Annotated in this window: 27 protein-coding genes and 2 pseudogenes; 20 read left to right on the top strand and 9 right to left on the bottom strand. The window is 62.0% G+C overall.

Translation table 11 applies throughout. From position 1 onward, the window contains the following. Positions 1 to 70 precede the first annotated feature (70 nt). The 5 genes and pseudogenes from BN1079_RS11930 to BN1079_RS11920 all read left to right on the top strand — a co-directional run bounded on the left by BN1079_RS11930 (position 71) and on the right by BN1079_RS11920 (position 3,262). Positions 71 to 1,084, top strand: a complete 1,014-nt coding sequence (locus tag BN1079_RS11930; RefSeq protein ID WP_037024648.1) for a DUF4917 family protein — start codon at positions 71 to 73, stop codon at positions 1,082 to 1,084. A gap of 87 nt (positions 1,085 to 1,171) precedes the next feature. Continuing rightward, positions 1,172 to 1,486 (top strand): HNH endonuclease, encoded by a 315-nt coding sequence (locus BN1079_RS17440; RefSeq protein ID WP_074436839.1) that lies wholly within the window; start codon positions 1,172 to 1,174, stop codon positions 1,484 to 1,486. Positions 1,487 to 1,607: 121 nt separating this feature from the next. Next, a complete protein-coding gene (locus BN1079_RS11925) occupies positions 1,608 to 2,138 on the top strand; it encodes a hypothetical protein (protein WP_037024646.1) in 531 nt (176 codons plus the stop codon). A gap of 152 nt (positions 2,139 to 2,290) precedes the next feature. Further along, a pseudogene (locus BN1079_RS17605) lies at positions 2,291 to 2,416 on the top strand (IS5/IS1182 family transposase); the annotation flags it as partial. Between the two features lie 117 nt (positions 2,417 to 2,533). Further along, positions 2,534 to 3,262: a pseudouridine synthase gene (locus BN1079_RS11920; RefSeq protein ID WP_037024643.1), complete on the top strand. Its 729-nt coding sequence runs from the start codon at positions 2,534 to 2,536 to the stop codon at positions 3,260 to 3,262. A 209-nt stretch (positions 3,263 to 3,471) separates the two neighbouring features. Here BN1079_RS11920 and BN1079_RS11915 read toward each other — a convergent pair whose 3' ends face one another. Continuing rightward, positions 3,472 to 4,725 carry a methyl-accepting chemotaxis protein gene (locus BN1079_RS11915; protein ID WP_414860264.1) on the bottom strand — a complete coding sequence of 418 codons (1,254 nt, stop codon included), beginning with the start codon at positions 4,723 to 4,725 and terminating at the stop codon, positions 3,472 to 3,474. Between the two features lie 120 nt (positions 4,726 to 4,845). Next, positions 4,846 to 5,268: pseudogene (locus BN1079_RS18030) on the bottom strand (HAMP domain-containing protein); the annotation flags it as partial. 310 nt (positions 5,269 to 5,578) lie between these two features. Here BN1079_RS18030 and BN1079_RS11910 point away from each other — a divergent pair. The 9 genes from BN1079_RS11910 (at position 5,579) to BN1079_RS11870 (ending at position 12,926) form a co-directional block, all read left to right on the top strand. Then, positions 5,579 to 6,037 carry a YehS family protein gene (locus tag BN1079_RS11910; protein WP_037024640.1) on the top strand — a complete coding sequence of 153 codons (459 nt, stop codon included), beginning with the start codon at positions 5,579 to 5,581 and terminating at the stop codon, positions 6,035 to 6,037. Positions 6,038 to 6,157: 120 nt separating this feature from the next. Then, the gene (locus BN1079_RS11905; RefSeq protein ID WP_037026883.1) at positions 6,158 to 6,646 is read left to right on the top strand and encodes a Na+/H+ antiporter subunit E; all 489 of its coding nucleotides are present in this window, start codon (positions 6,158 to 6,160) and stop codon (positions 6,644 to 6,646) included. Continuing rightward, positions 6,646 to 6,897 (top strand): MrpF/PhaF family protein, encoded by a 252-nt coding sequence (locus tag BN1079_RS11900; protein WP_037024638.1) that lies wholly within the window; start codon positions 6,646 to 6,648, stop codon positions 6,895 to 6,897. The genes BN1079_RS11905 and BN1079_RS11900 overlap by 1 nt, the downstream gene beginning before the upstream one ends. Further along, the gene (locus BN1079_RS11895) at positions 6,890 to 7,180 is read left to right on the top strand and encodes a cation:proton antiporter (protein ID WP_037024637.1); all 291 of its coding nucleotides are present in this window, start codon (positions 6,890 to 6,892) and stop codon (positions 7,178 to 7,180) included. Before BN1079_RS11900 ends, BN1079_RS11895 begins: the two co-directional genes overlap by 8 nt. After that, positions 7,177 to 8,085: a hydrogenase subunit MbhD domain-containing protein gene (locus tag BN1079_RS11890; RefSeq protein ID WP_037024636.1), complete on the top strand. Its 909-nt coding sequence runs from the start codon at positions 7,177 to 7,179 to the stop codon at positions 8,083 to 8,085. Before BN1079_RS11895 ends, BN1079_RS11890 begins: the two co-directional genes overlap by 4 nt. Then, a complete protein-coding gene (locus BN1079_RS11885) occupies positions 8,082 to 8,363 on the top strand; it encodes an NADH-quinone oxidoreductase subunit K (protein ID WP_037024635.1) in 282 nt (93 codons plus the stop codon). The genes BN1079_RS11890 and BN1079_RS11885 overlap by 4 nt, the downstream gene beginning before the upstream one ends. Further along, a complete protein-coding gene (locus BN1079_RS11880) occupies positions 8,360 to 9,784 on the top strand; it encodes a complex I subunit 5 family protein (RefSeq protein WP_037024634.1) in 1,425 nt (474 codons plus the stop codon). Before BN1079_RS11885 ends, BN1079_RS11880 begins: the two co-directional genes overlap by 4 nt. Further along, positions 9,781 to 11,277 (top strand): complex I subunit 5 family protein, encoded by a 1,497-nt coding sequence (locus BN1079_RS11875; protein WP_037024633.1) that lies wholly within the window; start codon positions 9,781 to 9,783, stop codon positions 11,275 to 11,277. Before BN1079_RS11880 ends, BN1079_RS11875 begins: the two co-directional genes overlap by 4 nt. Next, a complete protein-coding gene (locus BN1079_RS11870; protein ID WP_037024632.1) occupies positions 11,274 to 12,926 on the top strand; it encodes a proton-conducting transporter transmembrane domain-containing protein in 1,653 nt (550 codons plus the stop codon). The genes BN1079_RS11875 and BN1079_RS11870 overlap by 4 nt, the downstream gene beginning before the upstream one ends. Positions 12,927 to 12,932: 6 nt before the next feature. On the opposite strand, the gene BN1079_RS11865 is transcribed toward BN1079_RS11870, so the two are convergent. From BN1079_RS11865 to BN1079_RS11850, 4 genes are all read right to left on the bottom strand, one after another. Then, positions 12,933 to 14,330 carry an ATP-binding protein gene (locus BN1079_RS11865; RefSeq protein WP_037024631.1) on the bottom strand — a complete coding sequence of 466 codons (1,398 nt, stop codon included), beginning with the start codon at positions 14,328 to 14,330 and terminating at the stop codon, positions 12,933 to 12,935. Next, complete coding sequence (locus tag BN1079_RS11860; protein WP_037024630.1) at positions 14,327 to 15,004, bottom strand: response regulator; 678 nt, start codon at positions 15,002 to 15,004, stop codon at positions 14,327 to 14,329. Before BN1079_RS11860 ends, BN1079_RS11865 begins: the two co-directional genes overlap by 4 nt. A 96-nt stretch (positions 15,005 to 15,100) precedes the next feature. Continuing rightward, positions 15,101 to 15,706 (bottom strand): outer membrane beta-barrel protein, encoded by a 606-nt coding sequence (locus BN1079_RS11855; protein ID WP_037024628.1) that lies wholly within the window; start codon positions 15,704 to 15,706, stop codon positions 15,101 to 15,103. 172 nt (positions 15,707 to 15,878) lie between these two features. Continuing rightward, positions 15,879 to 16,463: a helix-turn-helix transcriptional regulator gene (locus BN1079_RS11850; RefSeq protein ID WP_037026881.1), complete on the bottom strand. Its 585-nt coding sequence runs from the start codon at positions 16,461 to 16,463 to the stop codon at positions 15,879 to 15,881. A 321-nt stretch (positions 16,464 to 16,784) separates the two neighbouring features. Between BN1079_RS11850 and BN1079_RS17755 the strand changes: the two genes are divergently transcribed. Further along, positions 16,785 to 17,165, top strand: coding sequence for a hypothetical protein (locus BN1079_RS17755; RefSeq protein WP_052114475.1), 381 nt, complete (start codon positions 16,785 to 16,787; stop codon positions 17,163 to 17,165). Between the two features lie 135 nt (positions 17,166 to 17,300). Next, complete coding sequence (locus BN1079_RS11840) at positions 17,301 to 17,606, top strand: hypothetical protein (RefSeq protein ID WP_052114474.1); 306 nt, start codon at positions 17,301 to 17,303, stop codon at positions 17,604 to 17,606. A 47-nt stretch (positions 17,607 to 17,653) separates the two neighbouring features. Here BN1079_RS11840 and serA read toward each other — a convergent pair whose 3' ends face one another. Beyond that, positions 17,654 to 18,883, bottom strand: a complete 1,230-nt coding sequence (gene serA, locus BN1079_RS11835) for a phosphoglycerate dehydrogenase (protein ID WP_037024627.1) — start codon at positions 18,881 to 18,883, stop codon at positions 17,654 to 17,656. A 196-nt stretch (positions 18,884 to 19,079) separates the two neighbouring features. Here serA and BN1079_RS11830 point away from each other — a divergent pair, with 196 nt between their 5' ends. From BN1079_RS11830 to BN1079_RS11820, 3 genes are all read left to right on the top strand, one after another. Further along, entirely contained in the window at positions 19,080 to 20,474 is a 1,395-nt protein-coding gene (locus BN1079_RS11830; protein ID WP_037024626.1) for an FAD-binding oxidoreductase, read from the top strand. Positions 20,475 to 20,540: 66 nt separating this feature from the next. After that, complete coding sequence (locus BN1079_RS11825; protein ID WP_037024625.1) at positions 20,541 to 21,206, top strand: fumarylacetoacetate hydrolase family protein; 666 nt, start codon at positions 20,541 to 20,543, stop codon at positions 21,204 to 21,206. Positions 21,207 to 21,295: 89 nt separating this feature from the next. After that, positions 21,296 to 22,210: an SdiA-regulated domain-containing protein gene (locus tag BN1079_RS11820; protein ID WP_037024624.1), complete on the top strand. Its 915-nt coding sequence runs from the start codon at positions 21,296 to 21,298 to the stop codon at positions 22,208 to 22,210. Positions 22,211 to 22,243: 33 nt separating this feature from the next. Here the strand turns inward: BN1079_RS11820 and BN1079_RS11815 are convergent, their stop codons facing one another. Beyond that, a complete protein-coding gene (locus BN1079_RS11815) occupies positions 22,244 to 22,591 on the bottom strand; it encodes a YegP family protein (RefSeq protein ID WP_037024622.1) in 348 nt (115 codons plus the stop codon). Positions 22,592 to 22,881: 290 nt separating this feature from the next. Between BN1079_RS11815 and BN1079_RS11810 the strand changes: the two genes are divergently transcribed. Next, positions 22,882 to 25,050: a heavy metal translocating P-type ATPase gene (locus BN1079_RS11810; RefSeq protein WP_052114473.1), complete on the top strand. Its 2,169-nt coding sequence runs from the start codon at positions 22,882 to 22,884 to the stop codon at positions 25,048 to 25,050. Between the two features lie 63 nt (positions 25,051 to 25,113). Here the strand turns inward: BN1079_RS11810 and rpiA are convergent, their stop codons facing one another. After that, positions 25,114 to 25,785 (bottom strand): ribose-5-phosphate isomerase RpiA, encoded by a 672-nt coding sequence (rpiA, locus tag BN1079_RS11805; RefSeq protein WP_037024621.1) that lies wholly within the window; start codon positions 25,783 to 25,785, stop codon positions 25,114 to 25,116. Positions 25,786 to 25,894: the final 109 nt, after the last annotated feature.

The following is a 25,894-nucleotide window of genomic DNA, read 5'->3' as shown; positions in this document are numbered from 1 at the left end:
CTGGGACGGGCTAAAGCCCGCCCCTTAACCAAACGTTATGCATTTCATGGTTTCTCGAAACGGAGTATCGATGCCAGAGCTTAAAATTGACGAAAACTTAGTTGAGTGGGACGAGCTATCCGAGTTGGAATGGAAAAACCTGCTTCTTGGAAATGGTTTTAGTATCAATATTTGGCATCGATTTGGGTACGGAACACTGTTTGAGGTTGCTCAGAGAGAAGATATAGACCATCAACTCACCGCGCAAAGTCTTGCTCTGTTTGAGCATGTTGGCAGTGTTAACTTTGAAGACGTTCTGAGAATCCTGTATCACGCGAAGCTCGTAGATGAGCAGCTTGGTAGCCCTCAAGATGCCGAGATCACAGCTCTATATGAAATCGCCAAGAATGCCTTGGGTTCAGCTGTTAACTTTGCCCATATACCGCCAGCACTTGCTAACGTCACTGAAATTAATGCAAGGCTTAGGGATTACAAGAATGTTTTTACCACGAACTATGACCTAATCCCATATTGGGCCATTATGGATTCCGATACATGGAGATTTAAAGATTACTTCTGGGGGGAAGATGGTTGCTTTGATTCGTCTGATACAACTGTTCCCGCAGACAGAACAAAACTCCATTACCTGCATGGCGCTATCCACCTCGTAGAGCTTCCAAACGGAAAGACTAAAAAGCTAACCGCCAATGGCCTGAACCGGCTATCAGAACTCTTCGATTTAGACCATCCCGAGCAGTTCCCTCTTTTTATCACCGAAGGCAGCTCCAAATGGAAGCTGTCGCGGATTAAACGGAATGACTATCTCCGCTTTTGTTACGAAAAGCTTGCAAGGAGCAAGAATGGGTTGGTCGTAATTGGGCATTCTTTGCATAAAGATTATGACCAACACATTATCGATGCGATCCTGCAGAGCGATTCCAGTAAAGTGGCTATTGGTGTTTGGCCGCACCAAGATGGAGAGGAAATTGTCGCCCTGAAATCTCGGCTAACCGTTGATCTGAAAGGGAAGGAACTATATTTCTTCAATTCGGAAAGCCATCCCCTTGCTTCAGCAAACTTGAATGTTCGAGATGAAGGTGCATAACAATCGCCAGCACGGGGACATAGTTTACGCTGCGCTTCAACTTTGCCCGTGTGGCGGGCGTTAAGCGGGAGAAGGTAAGTTTGAGCAATGGCAAATAACTGGAATATTCCGGGCTGGCTGGAAAAAGAGGTCCGAGCCCGAGACACGGAGTGCGTCTATTGCCGCAATGAATTTACCTCCGTGAAAGTCTCAAGAAAATCTGCGGCAAGCTGGGAGCACATCATCAATGATGCCAGCATCATTACTCGAGAAAATATTGCTCTTTGCTGTTGCGGTTGTAATGCCAGCAAAGGCCAAAAGCAGCTATCCGCATGGCTGCAAACTAAGTATTGCCGAGACCGGGGCATCACTCCGGAAACCGTAGCGCCGGTCATAAAGCAGGCTATTGAGCGTGGCCTTTAGCACAGCGCTTAACAAGTCGCTGTAGTACGCGGCCGATGGCCGCCGGACGCCCTTTTCATTGCGGCTACGCCTGCATTACAAGGTCGCCGCTAAGCTCAGCGTTAGAGCTAAGGAGAAAATTTTGACAGAAGTCGAAATAAAGGATATCGCAATAATAATCGGCGGGCTGATCACCGCTATATCAACACTTCTCGCAGTTGTCATTACAAATTTTTTCAACTTAAAGCTATCGAAGTCTAATTCGGATGCACAAGCAAGGCAAAAGCTTGCTGAGCAGAGAATCTTAAAAGTTGAAGAGACTTATTTATTATCTGAAAAATGGGAATCATACTTCTCAAGCGTTTACATCACGTATCTCAGTTGCTATTTAGGAAAGCTAGATTATAACCAGGTGCTAGATATAACAGGGAAGAGCGATATTCTTGCTCCTGGAGAGGCTCAAAAACTAAAAATGCTCATTGGCGTTCACTTCCCAGAGTTGGCGTCAGATTATGAAGAAGTAAATAGTGCCCGAAGTAAAGTTGCAAAATTTCTATGCGATCCAAAAGATAGTAAATTAAGTTCGAATGATTTTGTTGCTGCGCAAGAAAAATTTGAAAAAGTTTTCGCTAGTTTCAAAGAGAAAATTGCTTCATTAGCCCACAAGAACTAAATCGTTGAACGCTCTAACAAATGGTTCAACCGTTCGCTTCGCTCACTGGGACGGGCTAAAGCCCGCCCCTTAACCAGACGTTAGGGACACTCTGAAAAACACTTCCAGAATCTGGTGAAATACGCCGGTAATCCCGCCCCCCGAGTTCTTCCATGAAGCAGATGACCTTCGCCGACGCCAAGTACGCCGGCAAGCGCAAGCAGACCCGCAAGGAGTTGTTCCTGATCGAGATGGATCAGGTGGTGCCTTGGAAGCGCTTGGTTACGCTGATCGAGCCGGGACTATCAGCGCTGCATTTCTGATTTGCGCGAGTTGAAAGATATCTTCGGGGTCAAGGTCCCCTTCTGTGCCCGCGCGCCGTATTATCGTGCCCTGTCAATCAAGCGCGCCTACCGATGAGCCTGCCGCCCGCAAATCCGCTGACCGAGTTGTACCGGGACGACTGGCTGTTGGCCGTGCACAAACCTGCCGGTTTGCTGGTGCACCGCAGCCCCATCGACAAACACGAAACCGAATTTGCCCTGCAGTACGCCCGCGAGCTGAATGGCGGCGAACACGTCTATCCAGTGCACCGTCTGGACCGCCCGACCTCGGGCCTGCTGCTTTTTGCCCGTGACCCGCAAACCGCCAGCCTGCTCGGCCAGGCCATGATGGCCAATGCCGTGCACAAGACCTACCAGGCCCTGGTGCGCGGCTGGCCGCCGGAAGAAGGCTTGATCGACCACGCCCTGCGCGAGCATGCCGTGGACAAGCGCCTCAAGGACGAGCCCCAGCCCCTGCGTGAGGCTCAGACGCGCTACACCCGCCTGGCGACCACGCAGCTGCCGGTAGAGATCGAGGGCTTTCCCACCAGCCGCTACAGCCTCATGGCCCTGCACCCGCTAACCGGTCGCAAGCACCAGCTGCGGCGGCATATGCAGCACATCGCCCATCCCATCATCGGCGACACCAACTACGGTCGAACCAAACACAACCACTACTTTACCGAACGCTTCGGCCAGGGCCGTCTGATGCTCGCTGCCACGGATCTGCACCTTACCCACCCGGTCACCGGCAATCCCCTGCACCTGCAGGCTTCACCCAGCGAGGATTTCCAGCGCGTAATACGGGAGATATTCAGCTGAGGCGTTCGAGTATCAAGCGGAAAGCCCACTTCCGCCGGAACGCAGTTTCAGCCAGCAATGGATTGGTGATAGCGGCGCAGTGAAGCGACTTGTCCGGAGCGAGGCCATTGCTGCAGGCGTAGCGCGCCGGCCGATGAGATCAGGTCGTCAGCCTCGGATTGTTCCGTAAGCGGAGGAAAAGACGCGCCCGCCGGACACGGGCACGTTTATCAGTCCTTCAACAGCGCCTCTACCGAGCAGCCGACCCGCACGTTGCCCCAGTGTCGGCCGCTGATGTAGATCGGCATGGCCAGGTAGCAGAGCACTTCGCCGGTGTCGCGCAGGTAGGTGCGTACCAGCAGCGGCGCCGTGTTCTTTGCTGCTTCCAGCTCACCGGGGCTGTCGAACTTGCGGTAGCAGCGGTTGCCGACCAGGTCTATCGCGTCGTCGCCGGTGAGCGGCTGGGAGAATTTTGCGTTGTGCGCCGACAGGTAACCGTCGGTGTTGACCGCCACCGCGTAGCTGCACGCCGGAATGGCATTCAGGGTGATGTCGAGGTAATGCTGGCAGCGCCGGACGAACTCGTCGCTCCAAGCCAGCTTGAACTTGGGTGGCACGGTATTACCGAAGGGCTGGTAGTTGCGGTCGAAGATATCGATGCCCTGGCGGCTCATTTCCAGCAGTTCCGCCTGAATGGTATCGCGCATGATGCGTGTCTTGTCGACCGCCAGGTCGAATGTGCCGATACCGATCTTGAAACGCGATACCAGCTCTTGCACCGCCTCGGTATCTACGGACAGGGTTCTGGCGCGGTTTTCCGAATCGGACATGTGCGCGGCGACCTCGGCCGACAGCCGCTGGATTGAGGTGACGTTCTCGTGCACCTGCACGTTGGAAGCGGAAAGCTGTTCCATGGCGCTGGCGATATGCAGCAGCTGCGCACTGGTCTGCTCGAAGTCCGCAACCATGCCTTCGAACTGCTCGGCCGAGCGGCTGACCACGTCGCGGGTCTGCCGCACGTCGCTGTTGATCTCTTCGTTCGCCTGGCGGGTGTGGCTGACCAGTTTGAGCATGGTCTCGGTATTGCCGGTGATCTCCACCGAGGCCTTGTTGACGCGTTCGGCGAGGGTGCGTACTTCATCGGCAACCACGGCGAAGCCACGGCCGGCTTCCCCGGCGCGGGCGGCTTCAATGGCGGCGTTGAGGGCCAGCAGGTTGGTCTGGTCGGCGACGCTGCGAATCAGTTCGGCGGTCTGGCTGATGCTTGCCGAGCGCTGGGAGAGGTCTTCGATGGTTTGGTTGAAGGTTTCGACCTTGTTGCCGACCTCGTTGATCTTGCGCGAGATGTCCTGCATTTCCTCCAGGGAAGCGCGTGCGCTGTTGAGGTTGGCGCTGGTCGAGTCGGAGATGATCTGGGTGCTGCGCGACACTTCGCCGATGGCCTGGGTGGCTTCGGTGCTGGCGCCGAACACGGTGTCGGTCATGGTGACCTGCTGGCGTGCGCTGCTGCCGGTCTCCTCGATGCGGGTCTTGACCTGAAGCGCTTCCAGCGCGATGGGAATGGTCATCTTGCGGATATCGCTGATGATCCGCCGCATCTTGCCGGCGAAGCGGTTGTAGCTTTCGGCCAGCTCGCGAAATTCGTCGTGGGAACGAGGCTTGAGATCCTGGGAGAAGTCGCCGCCTTCGTCGCTGATTTCGTCCAGCGCGCTGATCATCGAGCGAACGGGCGTCAGAATCAGGTGGCGCAGGTAAAGGATCTGCGCAACAAGCCAGACCAGGCTGAGCACGCTGAGCACGATCACGGCTGTCAGGCCGTTGTCGAGTGATGCGTTGATGCTGGCGACCAGTTCAGCGGAAGCCTGACCGTGTTCAAGCGCCGTGTTGATGGCGTTTTTCTGCTGGATGTAAAAGTACAGGTAGCCCAGGTTCACCGAATAGAGCACCAGCAGGCTCGCAAGCTTCTTGCTCAGCGAGTTCCAGAAGGTCCGTTCGCTCCAGTCATAGAGGTTTCGCAAGGTTCCCATCGTGGCTCTCTCCGTTTCTTGTTCTGTGCCTGCTCACGAAAGTGGTGCTGGGCATGCGCCCCTGCCGAATATGACGGCAAGTGCCGAACTATCTTCGGCTGGCAAATGCTAGATGGCAACTAGCCATTGAGCTGTTCGCAAGACGCTCTGCTTGATATCGGCCTGGTTGGCAGGAAGATGAATGGATGCCCATGTCGGCCATCGCATGGGAATCGCAGGGCTATCCTCTATACTGCCGCGCCCAAGTGAAACGCGCGGGCGAGCCGGTGAGTGAACTGCGCTCGTTCAACCACCCCAGCAAGGACATTCCATGCTCAACAACGACGTGCTGCGCAGCCTGCGTTATACCCTCAACGCCAGCGATGCGGAGATGGCCGAGATCACCCAGCTCACCGGCTGCGAGTTGCCTGAGGCTGAAATGACGGCCTACCTGAAGAAGGACGACGAGGCAGGCTACAAGCCGTGCGGCGACCGCATCATGGCGTACTTCCTCGATGGGCTGGTGATCCACAAGCGCGGCAAGGATGAAAGCCGGCCGGCGCCGCCCATCGAGCTGCCCCTGACCAACAATCTGATTCTGAAGAAGCTGCGTGTGGCCTTCGAGCTGAAGGAGGAGGACATGCTGGCGATTCTCAAGAACGCCGGGTTCCCGATCGCCAAGCCGGAACTCAGTGCACTGTTTCGCAAGGCCGGGCATAGCAACTACCGCGTCTGCGGCGATCAGTTGCTGCGTAACTTTCTCAAGGGCCTGGCGCAGGCCAAGCGCTAGCCGTTCCGTTGCGCGGCTGCTTCTAGCGCAACGGCAAACTGTCGATACAAGGAAAGGTGATACCGCGCTGAACGTTTGACCTCGTCTTGTTTACCAACTCCCGAGGAAGGGAGAACAATGATGAATCAGGTCACGCGTGTCCGAGTGGTTGCCGACGGGCTCTATTGGGCGGCTCTCTACGCCACGCTCTGGCTGGTGTTCGCCCAAGGGCGCGGTTGGGTTGCCGGGAGCTTGGCGGTGTCGCTGGCCGTCACCCTTAGTCTGTGGCTGAGGCTGCGTCCGTTGCGGCTACGCCTGCTCGCGCTGCCGGGTTTTCTGGCGTTCTTCTTTCAGCACATGTTCATTGGCGCCTGGGACGTGGCCCGGCGTGCGCTGCTGCCTGGCGCCACGTTGCAGCCGGCGTGGCACAGCTATTCGGTGGAATTGGCTTCGCCCCGGGCCCGCCTGCTGTTGGCTTCGCTGATCGGACTGCTTCCCGGCACCCTGGTCGCGCGCATCGAAGGCGATCAGCTGTGCATGCACATACTCGATGAACGCCTGGCTTGGCGGCCCACGGTGATCGAGCTGGAGCGGCACCTGCAGCAACTGCTTGGTGGTGACAGCCGATGATGGGCCTGTTTGCGCTGCTCCTGCTGCTGACCCTGGTGCTCGGCCTGTGGCGCGTTTGGCACGGGCCAGGGCGGGTCGACCGCTTGCTGGCGGTGCAGTTGCTGGGCACCAGTGGTACGGCGTTGCTCCTGATGCTCGCCCAGTGGCTGGGGCAGCCGGGCTTGCGCGATGCGGCGCTGATACTGGCGTTGCTGGCGGCGATGATCAGCGTCGCGCTGGTGCAGTTGCTGCGGCGGAGTCGCCATGGCTGACTGGCTGCTCATCCTGAGTAATCTGCTGCTGGCCGGCGGGTTGCTGTTCTTCGCCGCCGGCAGCGTCGGCTTGCTGCGTTTCCCCGATACCCTGAGCCGCCTGCATGCGCTGACCAAGGCCGATACTCTGGGGCTGGGCTTGGTGGTGGCGGGGCTGTCCCTGCATGCCGAAGGTCTCTTCGAGGTCGCGCAGATGGTGCTGATCTGGCTGTTGCTGCTGGCCTCCGGCGCCATCGCCTGTCAATTGCTGGCGCGTCAGGCCGACGAGGAGGGCGACGCGTGACGCAGTGGCTGCTCGATGGCGTGCTCGGACTGTTGCTCCTGACGCTGGCCGGCGGTGCGCTACATGTGCGCCAACTGTATGCCGGGGTGCTGCTGTTTACCGCCTTCGGCCTGGTGCTGGCGCTGATTTGGGCACGTCTGGGCGCGCCTGATCTGGCCCTGGCCGAAGCGGCGATAGGCGCCGGGCTGACGGGTGTGCTGCTGTTCTCTGCACTGGCGCGTCAACCTGTGGAAGGCAGCGAACCGCAAGTGCCGGGGCGCCGGCGATTGGCTGCCCTGGCCGTGATGCTGCCGTTGCTGATCCTGCTGATGGGGGAGCTGGCACCACTGGCTGAGCAGATCGCACCGCTGCCGGCGCGCATTGACCAGGCCATGCCGGACAGCGGCGTTGACCATACGGTGACGGCCGTCCTGCTCAACTTCCGCGCCTGGGACACCCTGCTGGAGCTGGCCGTGTTGCTCTTGGCGCTGCTGGGTGCGCGCCAGTTGGGGCCGGTGCGCCTGGGGTTGAGCGAACCCTGGCCGTTGCTGCGTGCCTGGAGCCGGATCCTCGCGCCGCTGCTGGTGCTGGCCGGCGGCTATGTGTTGTGGCGCGGCTCCAGCGCGCCCGGCGGTGCGTTCCAGGCCGGCGCGTTGTTGGCAGCGGGCGTGGTGCTTTTGCGCCTGGCCGATGTCCTTCCGGCGTTGCGCTGGTCGGCCTGGCCGCTGCGTTTGGCAGTGCTGCTGGGGCTGCTGCTGTTTGTGGCGGTAGCGGCACTGACGGCCTGGCTCGGGGATGGCTGGCTGCACTATCCGCCGGCCTGGAGCAAACCGCTGATTCTGCTGGTGGAGACGGCGGCGACGCTCTCCATCGCCGCCAGCCTGAGCCTGCTGGTGGTGGGCGATGAGCCGGAGCGTCAGCCATGAACAGTACGGTGTTCTGGCTTTCGATCGGCGTCGCGCTGTGGCTGCTGGGCTTGCATGGGCTGCTGACCCTGCGTCAGCCGTTGCGGCGGATCATCGCGATCAACCTGATGGGCAGCGGCGTGTTTCTGGTGATGATCGCCCTGGCGGCGCGTAGCACACCCACTGATCCGCTGCTGGTGGCGCTGGTGGTCACCGGGCTGGTGGTGGCGGTCAGCGCCACGGCGCTGGCCCTGCGCCTGAGCAGCGCGCTGGAGCAACCCCCGGAGGACGGGGAATGAGCGCGGCGCTGCTCAGCCTGCTATTGCCCTTGGGCGGTGCCCTGCTGCTGCTTTTGCTGCGGCCCCGGCATGAGTCGCGCTGGGTTATCGCATTGAACCTGGCCAGTGTGCTGGCCGCAGCCGTGGCTCTGCAGCTGGCGATGGAACACGGCGTGCAGCGCCTGCATATCGGCGGCTGGGAGATCGGCCTGGCGATCCGCTTGCAGCTGTCGCCGCTGGCGGCGCTGTTGCTGGTCTTTACTGCGGGTCTGCATCTGCTGGTGGCCTTGTACGCGGCAAGGATTTCCCACGCAGCCGGCAATCGCGACTTCTGGCCGCTGTCCTGCCTGTTGCACGCCGCGCTCGTTGCCCTGTGGCTGTCGGCGGATCTGTTCAACCTCTACGTGACGCTGGAGCTGCTCGGGCTGGCGGCTGTGGCATTGGTGTCGCTGGCCGGGCACAAGGCTTGGCGGCCAGCGCTCAATTACCTGCTGTTGTCCCTGGCCGGTTCGCTGGCCTATCTGCTGGGCGTGGCGATTCTCTACGGGCGCTACGGCGTGCTGGATATCCACCTGCTGGCCAATCTGGCCGAGGCCGACGGCGCGACCCGCGTGGCGTTGTTGCTGATGAGCCTCGGGCTGATGCTCAAGGCCGCGTTGTGGCCGCTGCACCTGTGGCTGCCGGCCGCCCATGCCGCGGCGCCGACGGCGGTCAGTGCACTGCTGTCGGCGCTGGTGGTAAAGGGGCCGCTGTATATCCTCTGGCTGCTCTGGAGCGAGATTGCACCTGCCGAGCTGGGGCGCGAGGCCGGCCTGCTGTTCGGCAGCGCCGGCGTGCTGGCGCTGCTGGCAGGCGGCTGGTCGGCGCTGCGAGCGCCGCTGATGAAAAGCCTGGTGGCCTATTCCACCGTAGCCCAGCTGGGCTACGCGCTGCTGGCCCTCGGGCTATTGCTGCACCTTGAGGAGCCCCGTCTGCATGCGGCGCTGTGGCTGTTCGTGCTGGCCCATGGTCTGGCCAAGGTGTCGATGTTTCTGGCGGCCGGCGAGCTGCAAAGCATTCTCGGCAGCAAGCGGGTGAAGGGAATGAGAGGCGCCAGCCAGAATGTACCGATCGCCCTCGGCGCCTTCGCCGTAGCCGGCGGCAGCCTGATCGGGCTGCCACCCAGCGGCGGCTTCCTGGCCAAGTGGCTGCTGTTGCAACCGCTGTTCGAGAACCCGCAGCACTGGCCCTGGGTGGTGGGTGTGCTGCTGGGTACGCTGATGTCCGCAGCCTATGTATTCCGCGTGCTGACTCATGGCTTCAACCGCGCACGCCCGAACCCGCCGAGCATTCGTGCCGACCGGCTGGCGCAGTGGCTGGCATTGCTGCCGGCGCTGCTGGTCTGGGGCCTGGCTCTGATCAGCGAGCCGCTGCTGCTGTGGCTGGGAGGACTCGGGCGATGAGCTGGAGCAGCCTGTTGCCGCTGGGCATTCTGCTCAGCTCGCTGTTGCCCGGGCTGGTCATCTTTGCTTTGAGCGAAGAGCAGAAACGTCTGCGGGTGGCGCTCAATCTGGGCGGTATCAGCGTCAAACTATTGCTGGTGGGGACCATGCTTTACGGCGTCAGCCAGGGCATGGAGTTTCGTTTCAGTCTGGCGCTTTTGCCCGGCGCGCCGTTGGTATTGCAGGGCGACGCGCTGTCTCTGCTATTTGTCAGCCTGTCCTCGGTGTTGTGGGCGCTTACCACGGTTTATGCCATCGGCTACCTGGAAGGCTCACCCCTTCGCTCGCGCTTCTTCGGCTATTTCAGCCTGTGCGTCAGCGCCACGGTCGGGCTGGCGCTGGCGGGCAATCTGGTGACCTTTCTGCTGTTCTACGAAATGCTGACCCTGGCCACCTTCCCCCTGGTGGTGCACCGGGGCACGCCGGAATCGCTGCGGGCCGGGCGGGTTTATCTGGCCTACACGGTGGGCGGCGGGGCGCTGGTGCTGATCGGCGTGGCGATGCTGCACAGCCTGGCGGGTACGCCGGACTTTCGCGCCGCCGGCTACCTGCTGGAGCAGGTGGAAGAGCACGGCCTGGCGCTGCAGGTGGCTTTCGTCCTGCTGATCCTCGGCCTCGGGGTAAAGGCGGCGCTGGTGCCGCTGCACGGCTGGCTGCCCAAGGCGATGGTGGCGCCGGCGCCGGTCAGTGCGTTGCTGCATGCGGTGGCGGTGGTCAAGGCTGGCGCCTTCGGTATCGTGCGGGTGGTCTACGACGTGTTCGGCGCCGAGGCCCTGAGCGTGCTGGAGTTGAACCGCCCGCTGCTGTGGCTGGCGGCGTTCACCATTCTTTATGGCTCGGTGCGCGCCTTGCAGCAGCAGGAGCTGAAAAAGCGCCTGGCCTACTCGACCATCAGCCAGGTCTCCTACATCACCCTGGGCGTCGCGCTGCTTGGGCCGGTAGCCGCGGTTGGCGGCCTGGTGCATCTGGTGCATCAGGGGCTGATGAAGGTGACGCTGTTCTATTGCGCCGGCAACTTCGCCGAAACCCTGGGCATCCACCGTATCCGCGAGATGGATGGCGTCGGGCGACGGATGCCCTGGACGATGGCGGCGTTCAGCGTGGCTGCGCTGGGGATGATCGGCGTCCCGCCCATTGCCGGCTTTATCAGCAAGTGGACCCTCGGCCTCGGCGCGCTGGAAGTCGGCCATGACTGGGTGGTGCTGGTGCTGCTTGGCTCGGCGCTGCTGAATGCCATGTATTTTCTGCCGCTGCTCTGGCGCGGCTGGTTCGCCAGGCCCGCTGCCTGGCATGACGACAACTTTGCCGGTGCGCGTTTCGAAACCCATTGGATGCTGTTGCTGCCGCCCTTGATTACCGCGTTGTTGTCGCTGCTGGTGGGCCTGCTGGCGGCTAGCGTGCTGAGTCCGCTGGGCTGGAGCCAGCTGATCGTCGAACGGGAGTTCGCCATATGAACGCCTGGGTTTGGCTGCTGGTGCCCTTCGCGCCGCTGCTCGCTGCGCTGTTCTTGCCGTTGTTGCGTGAGCGGCTGCAGCCCTGGCTGTGGCTGACCTGCGTGCCGGCACTGCTGGTTACCTGGCAACCGCCGCCCGCGCTGGAGCTGCCCTGGCTGTGGGAGGGCATACGCTGGGGTGCAGACGATACGCTGAGTCGCGCCTGGCTGGGGTTCACCGCCTTGCTCTGGGGCTGCGCCGCGGTGTTCGCCCATAGCAGCCTGGCCCAAAGTCCGCACAGGCTGCGTTTCTGGGTGTTCTGGCAGCTGGCGTTGACCGGCAATCTGCTGCTGATTGCCGCTACCGATGCGCTGAGTTTCTACCTCGGCTTCAGTGCCATGAGCCTCTCCGCCTACGGGTTGATTGTGCATCAGGGCGGGCCGGAGCCGCGTCGGGCCGGTCGGCTGTATCTGCAGCTGGCCGTGTGCGGTGAGATGCTGCTGCTGGCGGGGTTGCTGCTGCGGGTGCACGGGGCAGACCGGACGTTCGACTTTACCGGCTGGCAGGCGCAGCCCATCGACCACCTGACCTTGATCCTGCTGGTGCTTGGCCTCGGGCTCAAGGCGGGTTTCTGGCCGCTGCACGTCTGGCTGCCGCTGGCTCACCCAGCCGCACCAGCGCCGGCCAGCGCGGTGCTTTCCGGAGCGATGCTCAAGGCCGGGCTGCTGGGTATCTGGCGCTGTCTGCCGCAGGACGATCCGGTCCTCGCGGCCTGGAGTGCAGCGCTGTTGGCGGTGGGTTTGTTCGGCGCCTTGTATGCGGCACTGCTGGGGCTGTGTGCCGGCCGGTCCAAGGCGGTATTGGCCTATTCATCGGTGAGCCAGATGGGCTGGTGCCTGATGATCATTGCTCTGGCCTGGAGTCTGGAAGGGTCGCAAACGGCGATGCTGGCCGTGCTGCTGGTGTTTGGTGTCCACCACGGCCTGGCCAAGGGAGCGCTGTTTCTGGCCGCCGGAATGGCCCATCAGAGTCGTCTGCCGCGGCTGGCCTGGGCGCTGCTGTGGCTACCGGCGCTGGCACTGATGGGCACGCCGTTTACCAGCGGGGCGGCGGCCAAGCACCTGATGAAGGATGCCTGGCAGCAAAGTGTTTTCGATGCCTGGGCGCCTTGGCTCACCCTCGCCAGCTTCGCCACCGCGCTGTTGCTGCTGCGCGCGCTCTGGCTGATGCGCCGTGACCAGCAGCACGCTCCGGCGCACTCGCCGTCGCCGGCGCAATGGCTGCCCTGGGCGCTGCTCGGTCTGGCACCGGTGGTCTGGCCGTGGATCTGGCAGGTTTCCCGCGAGCCGCTGCTGGCTGGCCTGTATCCAGGAGGTATCTGGTCGGCGTCCTGGCCGTTGCTGGCAGCCATGGCGCTGGCCTGCCTGGCGCTCTGGCGCGGCTGGCGGGTGCCGGTGCGTCTGCAGCGAATGCCAAACCTGGCTTTGCGCGGTTCGCTGGCTCTGGCCAGGCTGTTGCGCCAACCGCCCTTGCCGGTACCGAAGCTTCGGCTCGAACCTGGGTACTGGCGTCAGCGCGAGCGGCGCTGGAATCGGCTGTGGGAAAGCAGCACTCTGGCTTTCAGCGCCTGGCTGCTGGTGGGGCTGCTCTGGCTCGGCTGGTTGTGGTGACCGAAATTAATCGGTCCGCAGCCTGATCTGAAAGGCGGCGCCGCCCAGTGGCGACTCACCGAGACTGAGTTCGCCGCCATAGCTGTCGAGAATGTCCTTGACCACCGCCAGGCCGATGCCCTGGCCGGGGTGCTGGCCGTCGAGGCGCTCACCTCGGCGGATGATCCGCGCCTGCTGGTCCAGCGGTACGCCGGGCCCGTCATCTTCGATACTCAACACCAGGTCGCCGTCGCCGATGTTGGCACTTACACGAATGTGCTGCAGACAGAGCCGGTAGGCGTTTTCCAGCAGGTTGCCGAGCAGCTCCATCAGTGCGCCTTGCTCCATCGGCACCTGACAGGAGCTGGGGAGTTGCAGCTCGACCTCCACGTGCTTGTCGCGGTAGACCTTGTCCAGCGTGCTACAGAGGCTGGTCAGCAGCGGTTCAAGCTCGGCCCGATGGCGCACCAGGCCGCTTTTGCCGAGGCTGGCGCGTTGTAACTGATAGCTGATCTGCTGGCTCATGCGCTCGATCTGCGAGCGCATGATCTGTGCCTGTGCGCGGCTGTGCGCTTGCGCCGAGAAGGTATCGCTGACGCCCTGCAGAACGGTCAGCGGAGTCTTCAGGCTGTGCGCCAGGTCACCGAGAGCGTTGCGGTACTGCTCGCGCTGACGACGCTCGCTGTCCAGCAGCCGGTTGAGCGAACGTGTCAGGCGTAGCAGCTCGCGCGGGTGGTCGTCGCTTAGCCGTTCGCGCTGGCCCAACTCGACCGCATCGAGCTCGGCGCTGACCCGTTTGAGCGTGCGAAAGCCCCAGGTCAGGCCGAGCCAGAGCAGCACCAGCAGTACCAGCAGGCCGCTGCCCAGCCAGAGATAGAGCTGGCGGCGAAACTCTTCGAACAGGCTGAGATATTCGCTGGTTGGCTGCATGGTGACGAAGCTGAAGGCGTTGTCGCGTCGGCCGGCCAGATGCAGTTCGACGTCATAGGCGAAATACTCGATGCCCTCCGCGTCGCGTACACGCAGGAACTCCGTCGTACGGCCTTCGTAGCGCGGGCGATAGTCGATGTGTTCGTCGACAGCCGAACGCGAGCGCCACACCAGCTCGCCGCGGCGATCGTAGATAAAGCCCAGCAGTTGCGCGTCCGGCAGGTTGAATTCTTCGTCGGGCAGCCGCTCGGGCATCGACAGCCGGCCGTCCTCGACCTGTGCGGCAGTGATCAGCGTAATGGCATCGGCGGCCAGGCGCTGCTCGATGACTTTCTCGAAGCTCAGGCTGAAGGCGCCCTGCAACACAGGCAGCAGGGCCAGCATAAACAGCACGGCCAGGCTTGCGGCGCCGAGCATCAGGCGCAGGCGCAGCGACATGGCGCCGGTGCTCAGGATACGGATGCGCGCCTGAAGCCGGCGCCAGCGTCGGTTCATCGGCAGCGCTCGGTGAACAGGTAACCCAGCCCGCGTACGGTTTCGATGGGTTTCATCGCGCACTGGCTTTCGAGCTTGCGTCGCAGCCGACCTACAAGCACTTCGATCACGTTTGGATCGCGCTCCTCGTTATCGCTGTAGAGCTGCTCCATCAGGCGCTCCTTGGCTACTACCTGCTGCTGATGGCGCATCAGATACTCGAGTATGCGGTATTCGTAGGCGGTCAGTGACAGCGACTCGCCATTGGCGGTGGCCTGCTTGCGGTTGAGGTCGAGCAGCAGCGGCCCGGCCTGGATGGTGGCCTGGGTGAAGCCGCTGGAACGCCGTAGCAGCGCATTCAACCGGGCTTCCAGCTCTTCGAACTGGAAGGGTTTGACCACATAGTCGTCGGCGCCGGCCGCCAGGCCTTCGACCTTGTCCTGCCAGTTGCCGCGGGCGGTGAGGATAAGAATGGGGAAGGTCTTGCCACCGCTGCGTAACTGGCGGATCAGGTCCAGGCCGCTGATACCGGGAAGGCCCAGATCGATGACGGCCAGGTCATGATTGAATTCCTGGCACTGATACAACGCCTCTTCGGCATCGGGCACTGCATCGACGATGTGCCCGCTCTCGCTGAGCCGGGCCTGCAAGTGGTGGCGCAGCAGCGCCTCGTCTTCCACCACCAGCACTTTCATATTCTCTTCTCCCCAGGTTCGAAGTTGCTGCGAGCCCCCAAAAGAAGGCCGAGCATTAGCCCGGCCGTCGTTCAACTGTCTGTCAGCGCGATGCCATCAGAAGTGATAGTTGAGGCCCAGGTAGACCTGCTTGCTGCTGTGCAGGTCAATCGAGCCCAGCTTGCCGACGCCACGTTCTGACACTTCGGTGCTGGCGTTGCTGCGCAGATAGCGATAGCCGGCTTCCAGCGAGGTATTGGTGCCGACGTTCTGCAGGATACCGGCCTGCAGACCGACCAGATAGCCGATGTCGCTGTCACGGCTGTAGCCGCTGGATTCGTTTTCCAGTTTGGTCAGACCGGCGCTAGCACCACCGAACAGGCGGGTGCTGTCGCCCAGCGGGACGAACATGTCATAGCTGCCGATAAGGTTCTGCTGGCGCAGCTTGAGGCTGCTGCCGTAATCGTCCGAGACATTCTCGTAAGTCATGTAGTAGCGGGCTTCGTCGGTCATCTGACCAGCACGCACACCCCAGGTGCCGCTGTTCTTGATGGTGTCGTCGAAGCGGTTTTTACCGGGCATGTTCTGCTGCAGTGAGCTGGACCGGTCGGTATTGATGGTGCTTTCGCCCCAGGTGAGGCCGGCGAAATTTTCCGCGGCATGGCTGCCCATGCTGAACATGCCAAAGGTGGTGGCCAGGGCCAGGGTGGTGATTTTCTTCATCGGTGACTCCTTTTCAAACTACAGGAACTGACGGTCCCCAGTCTGAAAGGTGGTCACTGAACCGCTGCTGAACCCAAGCTGAACCTGCGCTGAACGAACGGCCATTGGCGTGCCGTTGGTCCGCTTAAGCCTGCCGCTTGCGTCCAAACGGCAGCCTCACCGAATACCGGGCTCAGGCCCGGCAGGGCTCGGGTTGTTCCAGACGGCCGCGCAGGAGCAAGGCCGCTTCAGCGCGGTTGGCCGCTCCAATCTTGCGCAGCAGATTGTGGATATGGCTTTTGATCGTATGCGGGCTCAGGTTCAGCTGTTCGGCAATTTCGGCGTTCGACAGGCCCTGGCCGGCGAGCTTGAGAATTTCTCGCTCACGCAGCGTCAGCGATGGCCTGTTGCCAACCCGTTGGCGCATGCGGCGCCACTGGCTGAGCAGGCGCTCGGTCAGTAGGCGGGGCAGCCAGTCTCCGCCATCAAGCAGTACTTGAATGCCTTCCAGCAGATGTTCGGGCGTTGCATGGGCGTAGAACACGCCGCGAACGGCAGGGTATTGCTCAACCAGCTGCTCGGCCTCCTCTGGAGCGATGTTCAGCAGGGCTACCGGTACCTCTCCGTCCAGTTGCTCCAGAAACTGGGCCAGCTGTGTGGAGTCGTTGCTGTCGGCGTCGAGCAGATAGAGATCAGGGGCTGGCGCTCTGCTCTGGACGGAGCGCTCCAGGCTGACTTCAAGACGGATCTGCTCATTTATGAAGTGTTTGAAGAACAGCCCAAGCAGTTCGTTACTGGTAAGCAGGCACACGCAGGAAAGATTGCGTTCCTGATGGGTCAGATCCGCGTCGTCCATGTTCAATCCATTGTTATAAGAGGCTGAAAGTTACTAAACGACCGGCAACAGTCAGTGAAGTTCACCGCTTCGCTGGTTCAGGGCGTGTCCAGCGTGGCGCAAGAACGAAAAGGCGACGAACGGTAGCGAAACGGAGGGGATATGGCCTGCTGGTGAAAAGAAAGATTTTGTAATGCCCCCGATGAAACCCTTGGCGTGCCCTGCTGCCCGATTTTAGGTACTCACTGAGAAATGGAGAACGACATGAAAGCGACCAAAATTGCCGCATTTACCCTGGCCAGCCTGATGTCTACAGCTGTGTTCGCGACGGGCACCACTGGTACCGACCGCACCGAGAACGGCGGCTACGGCAGCATGGATGGAACCACCAATGAAGATACCCGTTCGGGCATGCCGGCCAGCCCGGGCATGAACACCGGCACCGGCGTTGATGCCGACACTGGCACTGGCACTGGCACTGGCACTGGCACTGGCACTGGCACTGGCACTGGCGTTGGTACCGGTACTGGTACTGACGGCATGGGGACCGGTACTGGCACCGGCGGTATGGGTACTGGCACCGGCACCGGTGGTGGTGCAGGCGGAGCAGGTGGTGCAGGCGGAGCGGGTGGCGCAGGTAACTGATGTTGAGACCAGCGTTGCTTGAAGCAAAGCCCCGGCCTCGACCGGGGCTTTTGCTTTGGCGGCCATGCTTGCCCGTACCGTTGAAACTCATGCTGCAGGAGGTTGCCAAACCAGGTATCACTTCAGGAGTGAGCCATGGACCTGCGTACGCTGATCTTCACCGCAACCCTGGTAGCCGCTGCTCCGGCGCTGGCAACTGGTACCGGACCAACGCTACCGGAGAAAAGCCGCGAGCATCCGCTGGACAACCGCGAGCCACGTCAGGACATCATCGACTCGCCTGACGAGCGCGAGCCGCGCCCGCCTACGCTGGACGCCCCTCCTGAAGTACCGCCGCTCGAGCCGGTCCAGCCACGACCGCAGCGGCAGCAGCGGCCAGAGACCGACAACCTGGAGAAAACCAGCGGCCGTGCTCTGCCGGCGAGCTGGGCTTTTGACTGAGCACAAAAAAGGGAGGCCGTAGCCTCCCTTTGGTCATCACCTGCCGATCAGAACAGGACGCGGCTGCGGATGGTGCCGTTGACCTTCTGCAGCTTCTCCAGCGCCAGCTCGGAGTACTGCTTGTCGACGTCGATCACCACGTAACCGACCTTCTCGTTGGTCTGCAGGAACTGACCGGCGATGTTGATGCCGTTGTCGGCGAAGACCTTGTTGATCTCGCTCATCACACCAGGGATGTTCTGGTGGATGTGCAGCAGGCGGTGCTTGTCGGGATGAGACGGCAGGGCCACTTCAGGGAAGTTGACCGATGACACCGAGGTGCCGTTGTCGCTGTACTTGACCAACTTCTCTGCCACTTCCAGGCCGATATTGGCCTGCGCTTCGGCGGTAGAACCACCGATGTGCGGCGTCAGGATCACGCGGTCCAGGCCACGCAGCGGGCTTTCGAACTCTTCATCGTTGGAGCGCGGCTCCACCGGGAACACGTCGATGGCGGCGCCGATCAGGTGCTCGTCCTTGATGGCGGCGGCCAGGTGATCCAGCTCGACCACGGTACCGCGAGCGGCGTTGATCAGGATGCCGCCCTTCTTCATGGCGCGGATTTCCTTCTCGCCGATCATCCACTGGGTGGACGGCAGCTCCGGCACGTGCAGGGAAACGATGTCGCACATGCCCAGCAGCTCGTACAGCGAGCCGACCTGGGTGGCATTGCCCAGCGGCAGCTTGGTCACCACGTCATAGAAGTAGACCTGCATGCCCAGGGACTCGGCCAGCACCGACAGCTGGGTGCCGATGGAGCCATAACCGATGATGCCGAGCTTCTTGCCGCGGATCTCGAAGGAGTTGGCTGCAGACTTGATCCAGCCGCCGCGGTGGCAGGAGGCGTTCTTCTCGGGGATGCCGCGCAGCAGCAGGATGGCCTCGGCCAGCACCAGCTCGGCTACCGAACGGGTGTTGGAGTAGGGCGCGTTGAACACGGCGATACCGCGCTCGCGGGCGGCATTGAGGTCGACCTGGTTGGTGCCGATGCAGAAGCAGCCGACAGCGATCAGCTTCTTCGCCGCATCGAACACTTCCTCGGTGAGCTGGGTGCGCGAGCGGATGCCGATGAAGTGGGCATCCGCGATCTTTGCCTTCAGCTCGTCGCCGGAGAGCGCGGTCTTGAGGTATTCGATGTTGGAGTAACCGGCGGCCTTCAGGGTGTCGATGGCGTTCTGGTGGACACCTTCAAGGAGAAGGAACTTGATCTTGCTCTTGTCGAGAGAGGTCTGGCTCATCTGTGTTTAAACCTTTAGGGCCGGAGGTTATGACGAGTGTCCAGCGAAGGCCGGCCGACCGGATAATGCCGGTTCGGGAGTCTGCCGAGGCACGTTTCAAAGGGGCTCGTATGCTAGCATACGAGCCCCCTGAAAGACCCATCCCCCGAGCTGAAGCGTGCTCAGGGTGACCATGAATCGTATGAGAGTTCCTGTGATGACCGATCCCGTCCTGATCGAAGAGCTGAAAACCCTGGTCGAGCCCGGCAAGGTCCTGACCGACGCCGAATCGCTGGCCGCCTACGGCAAGGATTGGACCAAGCATTTCGCTCCGGCGCCGTCGGCCATCGTCTTCCCCAAGACCGTCGAGCAGGTCCAGGCCATTGTGCGCTGGGCCAACACCCACAAGGTCGCCCTGGTGCCGTCCGGCGGCCGTACCGGGCTGTCCGCCGCGGCTGTCGCGGCCAACGGCGAGGTGGTGGTGTCCTTCGACAACATGAACCAGATCCTCGACTTCAATGCCACCGACCGCACCGTGGTCTGCCAGCCCGGGGTGGTCACCGCGCAGCTGCAGCAGTTCGCCGAGGACAAGGGCCTGTACTACCCCGTGGACTTCGCCTCTGCCGGCTCCAGCCAGATTGGCGGCAACATCGGCACCAACGCCGGCGGCATCAAGGTGATCCGCTACGGCATGACCCGCAACTGGGTGGCGGGCATGAAGGTCGTCACCGGCAAGGGCGACCTGCTGGAGCTGAACAAGGACCTGATCAAGAACGCCACCGGCTATGACCTGCGCCAGCTGTTCATCGGCGCCGAGGGCACCCTGGGCTTCGTGGTCGAGGCCACCATGCGCCTGGAGCGCCAACCGACCAACCTCACCGCGATGGTGCTGGGCACGCCGGATTTCGACTCGATCATGCCGGTACTGCACGCCTTCCAGGACAAGCTGGACCTGACCGCCTTCGAGTTCTTCTCCGACAAGTGCCTGGACAAGATCCTCGGCCGCGGCGACGTACCCGCGCCGTTCGAAACCCGCGCGCCCTTCTACGCGCTGCTGGAGTTCGAGGCCACCACCGAGGAGCGTGCCGACCAGGCCCTGGCGACCTTCGAGCATTGCGTCAACGAAGGCTGGGTGATCGATGGCGTGATGAGCCAGAGCGAGCAGCAACTGCAGAACCTCTGGAAACTGCGCGAATACATCTCCGAAACCATCAGCCACTGGACGCCATACAAGAACGACATCTCGGTGACCGTGAGCAAAGTGCCGGCCTTCCTGGCCGACATCGATGCCATCGTCAGCCAGAACTACCCGGATTTCGAGGTGCTCTGGTACGGCCATATCGGCGACGGCAACCTGCACCTGAACATCCTCAAGCCGGAAGCGCTGTCCAAGGACGAGTTCTTCGAAAAATGCGCTTCGGTGAACAAGTGGGTGTTCGAAACCGTCGAGAAGTACAACGGTTCGATCTCCGCCGAACACGGCGTCGGCATGACCAAGCGTGATTACCTCGAGTACAGCCGCTCGGCTGCGGAAATCGAGTACATGAAGGCGGTCAAGGCGGCGTTCGACCCCAATGGCATCATGAACCCTGGCAAGATATTCGCGGTTTGAAGCACGGCGGGTGTTACCCGCCTAGGGCATCGGCGGGATAACCGCCCCACGGATTAAGGATCACCCATGACCTACAAGCATCAATACACCGATGGCACGCCGATCCACTTTCCCCTGGGCAAGGTGGTTTGCGTCGGTCGCAACTACGCCGAACATGCCAAGGAACTGAACAATCCGGTGCCCACCGAACCGCTTCTGTTCATCAAGCCCGGCAGCTGCGCAACGGATCTCGATGGTGGCTTCGCTATTCCTGCCGACCGTGGAGCGGTGCACTACGAGGCGGAGATTGCCGTGTTGATCGGCAAGCCGCTGTCGCGCCGGCCCAACGAGGAAGAAGTCCGCGATGCCATTTCCGGTTTCGCCCCGGCACTGGATCTGACCCTGCGTGACGTGCAGGCGCAGCTCAAGGAAAAGGGCCACCCGTGGGAAGTCGCCAAGAGCTTCGACGGGGCCTGCGTTCTGGCGCCCTTCGTGCATTCCAGCACGGTGGAAGACCTGACCGATATCGGCATCCGTCTGAGCATCAACGGCGAGCTGCGCCAGGACGGCAACAGCAGCCAGATGCTCAACGCCATCCTGCCGCTGCTGCAGCATATCGCCGGCCACTTCAGTCTGCAGCCGGGTGACGTGGTGCTGACGGGCACGCCAGCCGGTGTGGGTCCGCTGGCTTCGGGCGATACGCTGACGCTGGAGCTGGTCGGGCTGTCGAGCTTCGAAAGCCGCGTACTCTGAGCCGTAGCGGCGGGGCAATCCCGCCGCTTTGCGTTTCCTGCTGATGGCTGCCGTGCTGTAATGCGCGTCCTTTCGCTGGAACCTTGTCCATGCCCCCCATTGCCACTCGCACGCCGCGCTGGCGGCTGATCCTCAATTCCTGCTTGTTGCTGGCCCTGGCCGCTTTTCTGATTACTGGTCATCAGCTGCACTGGGATGACCAGCTGCGGTTGTACTGGGCCGAGAAGCACGTGGGTGCTGAGCAGCGCGCGGCCAGTATCTGGCTGCCTGACTACGAGTTGGTACTGGAGACGACCCTGGCTGGGCTGGAAGAGGATGAAACCTCGGGCCTGACCTGGAACCCGCTGACGGGCACGCTGTGGACCGTCACCGGGCAGAACCCGCAGCTGGTCGAATTCACCCCGGCGGGCCTGGTGTTGCGACGCATACGGCTGAACGGTTTTTCCGATCCCGAGGCCGTCGAGGCCATTGGCGATGGGCGCCTGGCTGTGGTTGACGAGCGTCGACGACTGGTGGCGCTGGTGAATCCCGAGCCGGGCGTGGACAGCATCGATCTGGACGATCTGGTCGTGCATGACCTGGGCTTTGCCGATGCGGGCAACAAGGGTTTCGAAGGCTTGGCCTGGAACCCCCATACGCAACGCCTGCTGCTGGCCAAGGAGCGTGACCCGCAAGGGCTGTTCGAACTGCCGTTTCCTGGTGAAGACGGCGACTTTGGCGTGCTTGAAGCACTGCCAAGGCAGCCGCTGGTGGTGCGTGATATTTCCTCGTTGGCCTTCGACCCCGTGAGCGGCCATACCCTGATGCTCTCGGACGAGTCTCGCCTGCTGGTGGAGCTTGATCTGCAAGGTAAGCCGCGCAGCTTCATGGCGCTGTTTGGCGACTTGAATGGCCTGGTTCAGGGGATCAATCAGGCCGAGGGCGTGGCGATGGATGGGCGGGGCAACATCTACGTGGTCGGTGAGCCCAACCGCTTCTATGTATTCAAGCGGACGGCCCGCTAAAGGCTGGAGGTCGGGCCGTGCCGCTCTTCAGGTTCAGGTGGTCGCTGCAGTGCTTTCGTCCAGCAGGCTTGCCCCCGGGGCGTGGTTGCGTACCGATTCGCAGCCTTTTTCCGCACTGCTCAGGCTGGCGTACATCTGGCTCTGGCCGATGACCTGTCCGTTGGTCGCCTTGAGCACGAAGTAGGGTTTGCCGCTGCTTGATTCACGTATCTCGAACGCGCCTTCGCGCGAGGCGTTCTTGCGTACCGAGTCGATGCCGTTGATGGCCGAGGCATGGGCCTTGTACTGCTCGCTGGAGAGAATGACCTGGCCGTTGCTCGCCAGCAGGTTGAAATGAAACTGGCCGTTGTTGCCTTTCTTCAGATGAAACTTGCCGGACATGGCGATGCTCCTGTCATGACCTGCGCCGGGGTCGGTGCAGTATCAACAAGCGTAGCTGCAATTCGGCATGCCGCTGCGCTTCAGCGTGAGCGTCTGCATGCCGTCCGGGTGCCCGTGGTAGACCGGGTTGCCGCCCAGCCAGGCAGCTCCCGAGCGAAGTGCTGCGGGGTGGAGTAGCCGGCCAGTTCACCAATTCATCGCAGGCTTCTGCGCGGAGCTTGACCCTATGGTGACAGGGGATTCAGGGTGTGTACTGCGCAACAGGCATTCGTTACTCCTGCGAGGTCTCCATGAAAAGTTGCTGTGGCCATGAGCATGACCACGAACCGGCGGTATCGACCGCCCGGGTTCTGGCGCCAGGTAGCACGCGCATTCGTATCGAACAGATGGACTGCCCCACCGAGGAGCGCCTGATTCGTGATGCGCTGGCGGGTGTACCCGGCGTTGGCGAGCTGCAGTTCAATCTGTTGCAGCGGGTGCTGAGCGTCAGCCATGAAGAGGGTGCGCTGGAGCGGGTGATCTTGGTCATCGAGAAGCTGGGATTCACCCCGGTGGTGGAAGACGAAGCCGCACCGCAAACCGGCCCCGAACAGCTCTCGACGAAAAAGCACTGGTGGCCGTTGGCCTTGTCCGGGGCAGCAGCGCTAGCCGCGGAGATCGTCCACTTCAGTGGGGCAGGGCCGCAGTGGCTGGTGGCCGGCCTGGCCCTGCTGGCGATCCTGCTCTGCGGCTTGAACACCTACAAGAAGGGCTGGATTGCCCTGAAAAATCGCAACCTCAATATCAATGCCCTGATGAGCATTGCCGTGACTGGCGCGGTGCTGATCGGCCAGTGGCCGGAAGCGGCCATGGTGATGGTTCTGTTCACGCTTGCCGAGCTGATTGAAGCGCGCTCGCTGGATCGGGCACGCAACGCCATACGTGGCCTGATGGATCTGGCGCCACCCCAGGCGACGGTGATGCAGGCCGATGGCCGCTGGCTGGAGCTGGACGTGCAGTCCGTCAATCCGGGCGATGTGGTGCGCGTGCGGCCTGGCGAGCGTATCGGCCTGGACGGCGAGGTGATTTCCGGAAGCTCAACGGTCAACCAGGCACCTATCACCGGTGAAAGCCTGCCGGTGGAGAAGCGCATCGGCGATCAGGTTTTTGCCGGCACCATCAATGAAGCGGGCTCGCTGGAGTTTCGCGTGTCGGCGGCGGCGCGTGATACCACTCTGGCGCGGATTATCCATGCCGTAGAAGAGGCCCAGGGCTCCCGGGCACCGACACAGCGCTTTGTCGATCGGTTTTCGCGTATCTATACACCATTGGTGTTCCTCTTCGCCCTGCTGGTTGCCGTGCTGCCACCTCTGCTGCTGGGCGGCGCCTGGTTCGACTGGATTTACCGTGCCCTGGTGTTGCTGGTGGTGGCCTGCCCCTGCGCGCTGGTGATTTCCACGCCGGTGACGGTGGTCAGCGGCCTGGCGGCAGCGGCGCGCCGGGGCATCTTGATCAAGGGTGGCGTGTACCTGGAAAACGGGCGCCATCTGCAGGTCTTGGCGCTGGACAAGACCGGCACCCTGACCCACGGCAAACCGGTGCAGACCGACAGCCTGAACCTGTTTGGCGATGACGAACCAACCCATGCTGGCTGGGCGGCAAGCCTGGCGGCGCGCTCTGACCATCCGGTATCCAGAGCGCTGGCCCGCCACGCCGAAGAGCAGGGTCTGGCGCTTCTGGAGGTGGATGATTTTACTGCGCTGCCCGGGCGCGGCAGCCAGGGCCGGGTTACCGGCAGGCTGCTCTACCTGGGCAATCATCGGTTGGTCGAGGATCTGGGGCTGTGTTCTGCGCCGCTGGAAGAGCGCCTGGAAGCGCTGGAGCGTCAGGGCAAGACGGCGGTGGTGCTATGCGATGAGCAGCGTGCGCTGATGCTGTTCGCCGTTGCCGACACGGTGCGCCAAAGCAGTCGTGAGGCACTGGCCGAACTGCAGCAGCTGGGTATTCGTACCTGCATGCTAACGGGTGATAACGCCCACACCGCGGCAGTCATTGCCGAGCAGGTGGGAGTCGCCGAGGCGCAGGGGAATTTGCTGCCGGCCGACAAGCTGGGGTGGATCGAAGCGCGTCAGGTACAGGGCCAGATGGTCGGCATGGTCGGTGATGGCATCAACGATGCGCCGGCGCTGGCCAAGGCGCAGATTGGCTTCGCCATGGGCGCAGCCGGCACCGACACGGCCATCGAAACAGCGGATGTCGCGCTGATGGACGACGACTTGCGCAAGATTCCGGCGTTTGTTCGCCTGTCACGGCAGACCGCGAGCATCCTCAAACAGAACATCGCGCTGGCGCTGGGTATCAAGGCGTTGTTTCTGGGCATGGCCCTGGCCGGCGAGGCAACCATGTGGATGGCGGTATTTGCCGACATGGGTGTGAGCCTGCTGGTGGTGTTCAACGGCCTGAGGTTGTTGCAGAAGTGAGTACGGAGAGCGCCGGACGATAAGCGATAGGTTCTCTCGTCCGGCTTTCCGGTCATTCAGGCGTTAACGCTTGAGTGTCTGTACGCCATCCTTGGTGCCCAACAGCAGCACATCCGCCGGGCGCGCGGCGAACAGGCCGTTGCTGACCACACCGACGATATTGTTGATCTGCGCCTCGACATCGGGGGCGAAGCCGATCATCAGGTTGTGTACGTCGAGAATCACGTTGCCGTTGTCGGTCACCACGCCCTCGCGGTACACCGGATCGCCGCCCAGCTTCACCAGCTCACGGGCGACGTGGCTGCGGGCCATGGGGATGACTTCCACCGGCAGCGGAAAGGTGCCGAGACGTTCGACCAGCTTGCTGGCGTCTGCGATGCAGATGAAGGTTCGTGCCACTGCTGCGACGATCTTCTCGCGAGTCAGTGCCGCGCCGCCGCCCTTGATCAGCTCCAGATGGCCGTTGGCCTCGTCGGCGCCGTCCACGTAGAACTCCAGATCGTGCACGTTGTTCAGGTCGTAGACCGGAATGCCGTGCTGCTTCAAGCGCTCGGCCGTGCTGTCGGAACTGGCCACGGCGCCGTCGAAGAAACCCTTGTGCTTGGCCAGCAGGTCGATAAAGAAGTTGGCGGTCGAGCCAGTGCCGACGCCGACGATGCTGCGGTCGTTGAGTTGCGGGACGATAAGGTCTACGGCGGCCTGGGCGACGGCCTGCTTGAGTTGGTCCTGGGTCATGGCTGGAGTCCGGGGCGGGAATTCGAGGGGGTCAAAGTATACCGGTGCCGGACGTGTCGGTCTTGTCCGCTGGCCGATTGCCGGTGGTCGGCGGGGTGTCGTGGGAGTA

Origin of the sequence: Pseudomonas saudiphocaensis (assembly GCF_000756775.1) — a bacterium.
GTDB lineage: Bacteria > Pseudomonadota > Gammaproteobacteria > Pseudomonadales > Pseudomonadaceae > Stutzerimonas > Stutzerimonas saudiphocaensis.
This window is presented reverse-complemented; position numbering and strand designations above follow the sequence as displayed.